This is a genomic window from Achromobacter sp. (assembly GCF_036567245.1).
Taxonomy (GTDB): Bacteria; Pseudomonadota; Gammaproteobacteria; order Burkholderiales; family Burkholderiaceae_B; genus Achromobacter.
This window is the reverse complement of sequence record NZ_DATCUY010000595.1, coordinates 1-8,760: the sequence shown is the minus strand read 5'-3', so window position 1 is coordinate 8,760 and position 8,760 is coordinate 1. Positions and strand designations below refer to the sequence as shown.

General features: G+C 65.2%; 5 protein-coding genes. 2 read left to right on the top strand and 3 right to left on the bottom strand.

Going from position 1 to position 8,760, the window contains the following annotated elements; translation table 11 throughout:
• Together mfd and serB are read left to right on the top strand one after the other, a co-directional pair.
• Nucleotides 1-3,321: transcription-repair coupling factor (gene mfd / locus VIR09_RS25220; RefSeq protein WP_332015334.1), on the top strand; the 3,321-nt coding region annotated here is incomplete at its 5' end.
• Between the two features lie 23 nt (nt 3,322-3,344).
• The gene (gene serB, locus VIR09_RS25215) at nt 3,345-4,202 is read left to right on the top strand and encodes a phosphoserine phosphatase SerB (RefSeq protein ID WP_332015333.1); all 858 of its coding nucleotides are present in this window, start codon (nt 3,345-3,347) and stop codon (nt 4,200-4,202) included.
• Nucleotides 4,203-4,284: 82 nt separating this feature from the next.
• On the opposite strand, the gene VIR09_RS25210 is transcribed toward serB, so the two are convergent.
• The 3 genes from VIR09_RS25210 to nuoN form a co-directional block, all read right to left on the bottom strand.
• Entirely contained in the window at nt 4,285-6,561 is a 2,277-nt protein-coding gene (locus VIR09_RS25210) for a TonB-dependent siderophore receptor (RefSeq protein WP_332015332.1), read from the bottom strand.
• A 329-nt stretch (nt 6,562-6,890) separates the two neighbouring features.
• Nucleotides 6,891-7,220, bottom strand: coding sequence for a DUF2818 family protein (locus VIR09_RS25205; protein WP_054450498.1), 330 nt, complete (start codon nt 7,218-7,220; stop codon nt 6,891-6,893).
• A 15-nt stretch (nt 7,221-7,235) separates the two neighbouring features.
• Nucleotides 7,236-8,720: an NADH-quinone oxidoreductase subunit NuoN gene (gene nuoN / locus VIR09_RS25200; protein WP_332015331.1), complete on the bottom strand. Its 1,485-nt coding sequence runs from the start codon at nt 8,718-8,720 to the stop codon at nt 7,236-7,238.
• Between the last annotated feature and the right edge of the window lie 40 nt (nt 8,721-8,760).

The window sequence follows — 8,760 nt, the reverse complement described above, 5'->3', positions numbered from 1 at the left end:
CGGCAAGCGTCGGCGCCGCTGGTCATCCTGACGGCCGAGCCCGTCGAGGCCCAGCGCCTGGCCGAGGAAATCCAGCTGTTCGCCCCGGACCTGCGCGTGCGCCAGCTGCCCGACTGGGAAACGCTGCCCTACGACGCCTTCTCGCCGCACCAGGACCTGATTTCGGAACGCCTGCACACGCTGCACTCGCTGATGACCAAGTCGGTGGACGTGCTGACGGTGCCGGTCACGACCGCGCTGTACCGGCTGGCGCCGCCCTCGTTCCTGGCGGCCTACACCTTTTCCTTCAAGCAGAAGGACAAGCTCAACGAAGCGGCCCTGCGCGCCCAGCTGACGCTGGCCAACTACAACCATGTCACCCAAGTCACGGCGCCGGGCGAGTTCTGCCTGCGCGGCGGCCTGATCGACCTGTTCCCCATGGGTTCGGTGGTGCCCTACCGCCTGGACCTGTTCGACGACGAAATCGAAACCATCCGCAGCTTCGACGTGGATACGCAGCGCAGCCTGTATCCGGTGCGCGAAGTGCAGCTCCTGCCCGGCCGCGAATTCCCGATGGACGAGGACGCGCGCAACCGCTTCCGGGCGCGCTTCCGTGAAGTCTTCGAGGGCGATCCCTCGCGCGCGCTGCCTTACAAGGACATCGGCAACGGCATTCCGTTCGCGGGCGTCGAGTACTACCTGCCGCTCTTCTTCGAGGAAACGGCGACACTGTTCGACTACCTGACGGAAGGCACGGTCACCGTCACCGTCGGCGACATCGACGATGCCATCCAGCGCTTCAATCAGGACACTTCCAGCCGCTACGGCTTCCTCAAGAGCGACCGCGAACGGCCGGTGCTGCCGCCGTCCGAACTGTTCCTGGACAACGAGGCCCTCTATTCCAGGCTGAAGGAATTCCGCCGGCTGTCGCTCACTGCCGGCCAGCCGCACCCCGACTTCCGCGTGGCGCCCGACGTGAGCGTGGCGCGGCGCTCCGAGGATCCCATCGCCAAGCTGCGCGCGCTGGTGCAGGGCGGCCAGACGCGCGTGCTGCTGTGCGCCGACTCCGCCGGCCGGCGCGAGACCCTGGTGCAGATGCTGAACGAGTTCGGCGTCACCCCCGACGCTCAGCCCGACAGCATCGAAGCCTTCCTGGCGTCGGACGCCCATTTCGGCATCGTCGCCGCGCCGCTGTCCACCGGCTTCGGGCTGCCCCAGGCCAATCTGGCCTTCCTCACCGAAAACGACCTGTACCCAGGCCTGGCCACCACCGGCCGTCGCGGCAAGCGCGACCAGGAACGCGCCAGCAACGTCGAAGCCATGGTGCGCGACCTGTCCGAGCTGCGCGCGGGCGATCCCGTGGTCCATGCGCAGCACGGCATCGGCCGCTACCACGGCCTGGTCAACATGGACATGGGCGAAGGCGGGATGGAATTCCTCCATCTCGAATACGCCAACGGCAGCACCCTGTACGTGCCGGTGTCGCAGCTGCACGTGATCGCCCGCTACAGCGGCGCCGATCCGGAGGCCGCGCCCCTGCACCAGCTGGGCTCCGGCCAGTGGGACAAGGCGCGCCGCAAGGCCGCCCGCCAGGTCCGCGACACCGCCGCCGAACTGCTGGCCCTGTATGCCCAGCGCGCCGCGCGCGAGGGCTATGCCTTCAACCTGCCGCTCAACGACTACCAGGCCTTCGCCGAAGGCTTTGGCTTTGAAGAAACGGTCGACCAGGCCGCCGCCATCGAAGCCGTCATCGCCGACATGACCTCCGGCCGCCCCATGGACCGCCTGGTCTGCGGCGACGTGGGCTTCGGCAAGACCGAGGTCGCCCTGCGCGCCGCCTTCCTGGCCGTGGCCAACGGCAAGCAGGTCGCCCTGCTCTGCCCCACCACGCTGCTGGCCGAGCAGCACGCGCAGACCTTCTCCGACCGCTTCGCCGACTGGCCCGTGAAGGTGGTGGAGCTGTCCCGCTTCCGCTCGGCCAAGGAAGTGTCCGCCGCCGTCGAAGGCATCAACGACGGCCGCGTCGACATCGTCATCGGCACCCACAAGATCCTGTCCAAGGACGTGAAATTCAAGCGCCTGGGCCTGGTCATCATCGACGAGGAACACCGCTTCGGCGTGCGCCAGAAGGAAGCGCTGAAGGCGCTGCGCGCCGAGGTCGACGTGCTGACGCTGACCGCTACGCCCATTCCGCGCACGCTGGGCATGTCGCTGGAGGGCATACGCGACTTCTCCGTCATCGCCACCGCGCCGCAGAAGCGCCTGGCCATCAAGACCTTCGTGCGGCGCGAGGACGGCAGCACCCTGCGCGAAGCGCTCCTGCGCGAGCTCAAGCGCGGCGGCCAGTGCTACTTCCTGCACAACGAAGTCGAGACCATCCACAACCGCCGCGCCCGCCTGGAAGAACTGGTGCCCGAGGCCCGCATCGCCGTGGCCCATGGCCAGATGCCCGAGCGCGAGCTGGAACAGGTGATGAAGGGCTTCTACCAGCAGCGCTACAACGTGCTGTTGTGCACCACCATCATCGAAACCGGCATCGACGTGCCCAGCGCCAACACCATCGTGATCCACCGGGCCGACCGCTTCGGGCTGGCCCAGCTGCATCAGCTGCGCGGCCGCGTCGGGCGCTCCCACCACCAGGCCTATGCCTACCTGCTGACGCCGGGCGAAGACGCCATCACCAACAATGCCAAGAAGCGCCTGGAAGCCATCCAGGCCATGGAAGAGCTGGGCTCCGGCTTCTACCTGGCCATGCATGACCTGGAAATCCGCGGCACGGGCGAGGTGCTGGGCGATTCGCAGTCGGGCAACATCCAGGAAGTGGGCTTCTCGATGTACAACGAGATGCTCAACGAAGCCGTCCGCGCGCTGCGCGCCGGCGAAGAGCCCGACCTGGATGCCCCCTTCAACCTGGCCTGCGAAGTCAACCTGCACGCCCCGGCGCTGCTGCCTTCCGACTATTGCGCCGACGTCCACGCCCGCCTGGGCATCTACAAGCGCCTGGCACACGCCGCGGACGAAGACGACCTGATCCACATCCAGGAAGAACTGATCGACCGCTTCGGCAAGCTGCCCGAGGCCGCGCAGACACTGCTGGCCACGCACCGCCTGCGCCTGGCCGCGCAGCCGCTGGGCATCGTCAAGATCGATGCCAGCGAAACCCAGGCGCTGCTGCAATTCGGACCCAAGACCTCGGTCGATCCGGCCAAGATCATCGAACTGGTACAGCGCCAGCGCCACATCAAACTGGCGGGACAGGATAAATTGCGGGTTGAGATCAAGGCTGCGCAGATCCCGGCCCGCGCCGACGCCGTCCGCGCCGTGCTGCGCGCCCTGAAGTAACCGTCCAACCATACTGATTTTTTATGACTACCCATCACCTTGTCGTCCAATCCCCCGGCCTCACCGTGGAACACGCGGAACAGCTGGCGGCCCTGGCCCAGGCACAGGGCGTGGCGCGCATCAGCGCCACCGCCGCCCGCCTGCTCGACGTGCAGCACGACGACTCGACTCGCGCCGAAGTGGTGGGCTGGGCCGAGCGGCACGGCGTCGACGCCGCCTTCCTGCCCGCGGGCCTGAAGCTGTCGTCCTGCAAGGTGCTGGCCATGGACATGGACTCCACGCTGATCAACATCGAGTGCATCGACGAGATCGCCGGCGTGGCCGGCCTGAAGGACAAGGTATCCGAGATCACCGAGGCTGCCATGCGCGGCGAGATCAAGGACTTCGCCGAAAGCCTGCGCCGCCGCGTCGCCCTGCTCGAAGGCGTGCCTGCCGATGCCCTGGAGCAGGTCTATGCGGACAAGCTGCGCCTGAATCCCGGCGCCGAACGCCTGATCACCACGGCCCAGGCCGCCGGCATCAAGGTGCTGCTGGTCTCCGGCGGCTTCACCTTCTTCACCGAGCGCCTGCGCCAACGCCTGAACCTGGACAGCGCGCACGCCAACACCCTGGAAATCGCCAACGGCGTGCTGACCGGTAAGGTCTTGGGCGACATCCTGGACGCCGACGCCAAGGAAGCCCATCTGCGCGAGTTCGCGCGCCAGCACGGCGCCACCCAGGAACAGATCATCGCCATGGGCGACGGCGCCAATGACCTGAAGATGCTGGGCATCGCCGGCTTCCCGGTCGCCTACCACGCCAAGCCGCTGGTGCGTCAGCAGACGCGCTACGCGCTCAACGTGTCGGGGCTGGATGGCGTGCTGAACTGGTTCGAGAGCTGATCTCGCCACATCGGGCGCTAGCGCCAGCGTCCGGGAATGAAAAAAGCCACCTCGCGGTGGCTTTCTTCATTGCAGCGACTGATCAGTACCGCACGCGCAGCGAGAGCAGCGCAGCCCGGCCGGTACCCAGCGCCGCATAGTGCGCCGCATAGGCCTTGGTGTAGTACGTTTCGTCGAAAATGTTCAGCACGTTCAGCTGCGCCGACATGTGGTCGTTGAATTCGTACGCCGCCATGGCGTCGAAGCGCCAGTAGGAAGGCACCCAGCGCGCCTTGGGCGTGCCATCGGCGTTCTTGGTCGCGTCCGAGTTGCCGTATACCTTGTCCACGTAATACGCGCCGCCGCCGACCGTCAGCTTGGGCAGCACCTTGTAGGTGGTCCACAGGCTGAAGGCATTGCGCGGGGTATTGGGCAGATCCTGGCCCACGGCGCCGCTGTTGAACGCGCCCTTGGTCATTTCGCTGTTCATGAAGGTGTAGCCGCCGAACACGTTCCACTTGGGCGTGATGCTGCCCGAGAAGCCCAATTCGATGCCGCGCACCTTGGCTTCGCCAACCTGCGAGGTTTCGGTCGCCGACACTGCGACGCTGGTGTTCTTGCGGATGTCCTGGAAGGCCGCCGCCGACAGCGTCAGGCGGTCGTCGAACACCTGCCACTTCGTGCCCAGTTCCACCGTGCGGCTCTTTTCCGGCTCGAGCGACTGGCTCGTGACCGACGCAGCGTCGCTGATCGCGCTGGAAGCGATGGCGGACGGCGTGGACGAGGTGCCGTAGGTGGCATAGATGGTGCCATTGGGCGCCGGTTTGTAGGCCAAGCCAACCTGGTAGTTAAAGAGGTTGTCCTCGCGGCTGGTGCTGTAGAACGCCGGCGTGCTGGCCGGGTCGTTGCGGCCCTTGGCGATATTGCTGCCGCTGGTGCGGTAATTGTCCCAGCGCAAGCCCAGGCTGGCCTGCCATTGCTCGTTGAACTTGATCGTATCGAAGCCGTAGAGCGCGACCGTATCCGTGTTGTAGCGCGCCGGGTTGTTGTTACGTTGCAGATGGCCGGGGTAGTTGGTACCCGGATCCGGATCCCACAACGAGGCGCAGAGCGCCGGGTTGGCATAGGTATTCCTGCCGTTCGCCGTGCCGGTCACGCAGCCGCTCGTCCCGGCGGGAACGCCCGACTCGGTGTAGCTGTCCTTGTCCTGCTTGATGTTGCTGTACTCGAAGCCCAGGTCGAACGAGTGCTTCAGGCTGCCGGTATCGAATTCGCCGGTCAGGTTGGTCTGGTTGGCGAAGCTCTTGGTGACGTAGTAGCCCGACTTGAGCGCCCGGTACACCAGGCCATTCGGGACGTTGCCCTTGCTGTCGTCAGGGTTGGTGGCGGCGAAGTCGGTCGTGCCGCGGCCATAACGGGTCACGTTGCGCAGCTGCAGCTTGTCCGAGAAGTCGTGCTGGAAATCCACGGTCGCGACGTCATCGCGCGTCTTCATGAAATCGCGGCCGGTCAGCCCGTAGAAGCTCTTGCGGCTCACGCCCATGGTCTCCGTCACCGGCTGGCCCGTCTTCGGGTCATACGGGATGGAGTAATCCGGCATGCTGTCGTCTTGGTAGTGGTAGTAGCTCAGCGTAATGCGCGTCGGCGTGCCCACCCCAAGCGTCAGCGAGGGCGCCACGCCCCAGCGCTCGAAGTCCACCGCGTTGTCGCGGCCGGGCGCGTCGCCCTTGTTGCCCATGACGTTCAGGCGGAACGCGGCCTTGTCGGCCAGACGCCAGTTGCTGTCGATCGTCGCGCGGTAGTTGTTGTCAGTGCCGATCTGCGCCGTGGCTTCGGTGAAGTCGGTGGCCTTGGGCGTCTTGCTGACCATGTTGATGCTGCCGCCCGCGCCGCCGCGGCCCGAATAGACCGAGTCCGGCCCCTTGATCACTTCGACCTGTTCCAGGTTGAAGGTATCGCGCACCTGCGTGCTGGAATCGCGGATGCCGTCCAGGAAGATGCTGCCAGCCGAGTTCTGGCCGCGAATGATGGGCAGGTCGCCGCCCGGGCGGCCGCCTTCACCGGCGCCGAACGTGATGCCGGGGGAATTGCGCAGCACATCCTGCAGCGTGGATGCGGCCTGATCCTGGATCACTTGCTTGGGCACGACCTGGACGGTGCGCGGAGTGTCCAGCAAAGGCGCCGTGAACTTGGGCGACTGCGCCGTGGAGGTCTGGTACGACGACCCCTCACCCTCCACGCGCACCGGCGCAAGTTGCGTCACGCCGGAATCGGCGGATTGGGCGGCGGCGTAAGGGCTGACGAACAGCGCGGGGACCGCGATAGCGGCGGCCAGGGAGGTCGTGAGCGTATTCAACGAATACGTATCTTGGGGCTTCAAACCAGCTTCTCCGAATGTGAATAGCAACGATTCTTGTTTTTTTAACGTTTGCGATTCTGAACTCAGGGCCTGAATGAAACCTGAATGAAAGACCCTAAATCATCTAAAAGATGAAAAAACAACACCATAGGCGGGTTATCCCCAGGACGCCGCCACGCTTGCGTCCTCGGACAAACTCTCTGAATGGCAGTGCTGGAGCCCCCCCCTCGGATGCCCGAGCAAGGGCCAGAAGGCCCATCAGGGGGCTTCGAATGCGCGAGCAAGCACCATGCCGTATGCCGGCAAAAAAAACGCCCCAAAGGGGCGTTCTTCAAGTTTCCTGGCGGCCTTCAGGTGCGTAGCCGGGGATGCCGCTTGAACAGATAACGGTACACGAACCCCGGATAAGCCAGCACCAGGTACAGGCTCAAGGTGATCGCGTAGAACTCCCAGGTTTGGGAAAAACGGTTGCCCAGCGTCGATTCGAATGCGAATCCCAATGCGCCGACGATGGCGTAGAACACCAGCACTTCGATCAGACGCATCCAGAACGGCTTGACCGCCGCCACCCCGCCCTGCTTCCAGGGCATGACGGCGAAGACCCGCTCCGTCAGGAACGGGAGATTCGCGCTGACCAGGGCCAGCGCGATCAGCAGCCATACCGCCAGAGTCTGGTTCATGGCCCCGTTTTCCGTTTACAGGCTGAGCGAGCTGCGGATGGCCTGCACGCACAGGGCCATCAGGCCGCCGGGCAGGATGCCCAGGATCAGGATCAACGCGCCGTTGACCGACAGCACGCCGCGCTGGCCGCAGGTGGCGACCATCGGGGCGGCATCGGCGGCCGGTTCGTCGAAGTACACGACCTTGACCACGCGCAAGTAGTAGAACGCGCCGATCAGCGAGAACATCACCGCGATCACGGCCAGGGTCACGTGGCCGGCGCTGATCAGCGCCTGCAGCACGGCCAGCTTGGCGTAGAAGCCCACCAGCGGCGGAATGCCGGCCAGCGAGAACATCAGCAGCAGCACGATGGCGGCATGCCACGGGCTGCGGCGGTTCAGGCCCTTCAGGTCATCGATGTGCTCGCACTCGAAGCCTTGGCGCGACAGCAGCAGCACGATGCCGAAGCTCGCCAGCGTGGTCAGCACGTAGGTCAGCATGTAGAACAGCGAGGCGCCGTAGGCGGCGGACGACAGTTCCGGTTTGCCCGCGACCGAACCCGACATCAGGCCCAGCAGCACGAAGCCCATGTGCGAGATGGTCGAGTAGGCCAGCATGCGCTTGAAGTTGGTCTGCGCGATGGCGGTCAGGTTACCGATGGCCAGCGACAGCACCGCCAGGATCATCAGCATCGGCTGCCAGTCGGCGGCCAGGCCATGCAGGCCGTCGACCAGCAGGCGCAGCGTGATGGCGAAGGCGGCCAGCTTGGGCGCGCCGCCCAGGATCAGCGTCACGGCGGTGGGCGAACCCTGGTAGACGTCCGGCACCCACATGTGGAACGGCACGGCACCAAGCTTGAACGCCAGGCCCGACACCAGGAACACGATGCCGAACACCAGGGCCAGCTTCTCGGCCTTGCCTGCCGCGATGACCTTGGACACTTCAGCCAGATCCAGGTGGCCGGTGGCGCCATAGACCATGGACATGCCGTACAGCAGGAAGCCCGAGGCCAGCGCGCCCAGCACGAAGTACTTCATGGCGGCTTCGGTGGCGACGACGTTGTCGCGGCGCAGCGCGATCAGCGCGTACAGCGCCAGCGACATCAGCTCCAGGCCCAGGTAGATGGAGATCAGGTTCCCGGAGGAGATCATGACCATCTGGCCCAGCAGGGCGAACAACGTCAGGACGTAAAGTTCACCGCCACGCATCATGTCGCGCAGCTGCGCGTAGACGCGGCCATAGACCAGGGTCACGGCCACGGCGATGTAGGACGCGATCTTGAGCAGATGCGACAGTTCGTCGGTGACGTACAGGCCGTTGAAGGTCGAACCAACAACGCCGTTCTTCCATTGCAGGGCCGACACGACGGTCAGCACGCCCAACGCAAGCATGGTCAGCAGAAACGTAGGCTTGCGCTCGGGGTGATTGCTGACCGCGTCGACGAGCAGGATAGCCAGGCCGAAAACCAGCAGGAGGATTTCCGGTGTCGCCAGGGCGAAATCGATTTGGGATTGCATCATTGTCTTGTCTTACAGTTTCGAGACGGCAACGTGTTGCAGC

Bases quoted from the DNA above. Each gene is read 5' to 3' on its own strand.
- serB (WP_332015333.1), top strand. From the start codon at position 3,345: ATGACTACCCATCACCTTGTCGTCCAATCCCCCGGCCTCACCGTGGAA.
- VIR09_RS25205 (WP_054450498.1), bottom strand. From the start codon at position 7,220: ATGAACCAGACTCTGGCGGTATGGCTGCTGATCGCGCTGGCCCTGGTC.
- nuoN (WP_332015331.1), bottom strand. From the start codon at position 8,720: ATGATGCAATCCCAAATCGATTTCGCCCTGGCGACACCGGAAATCCTC.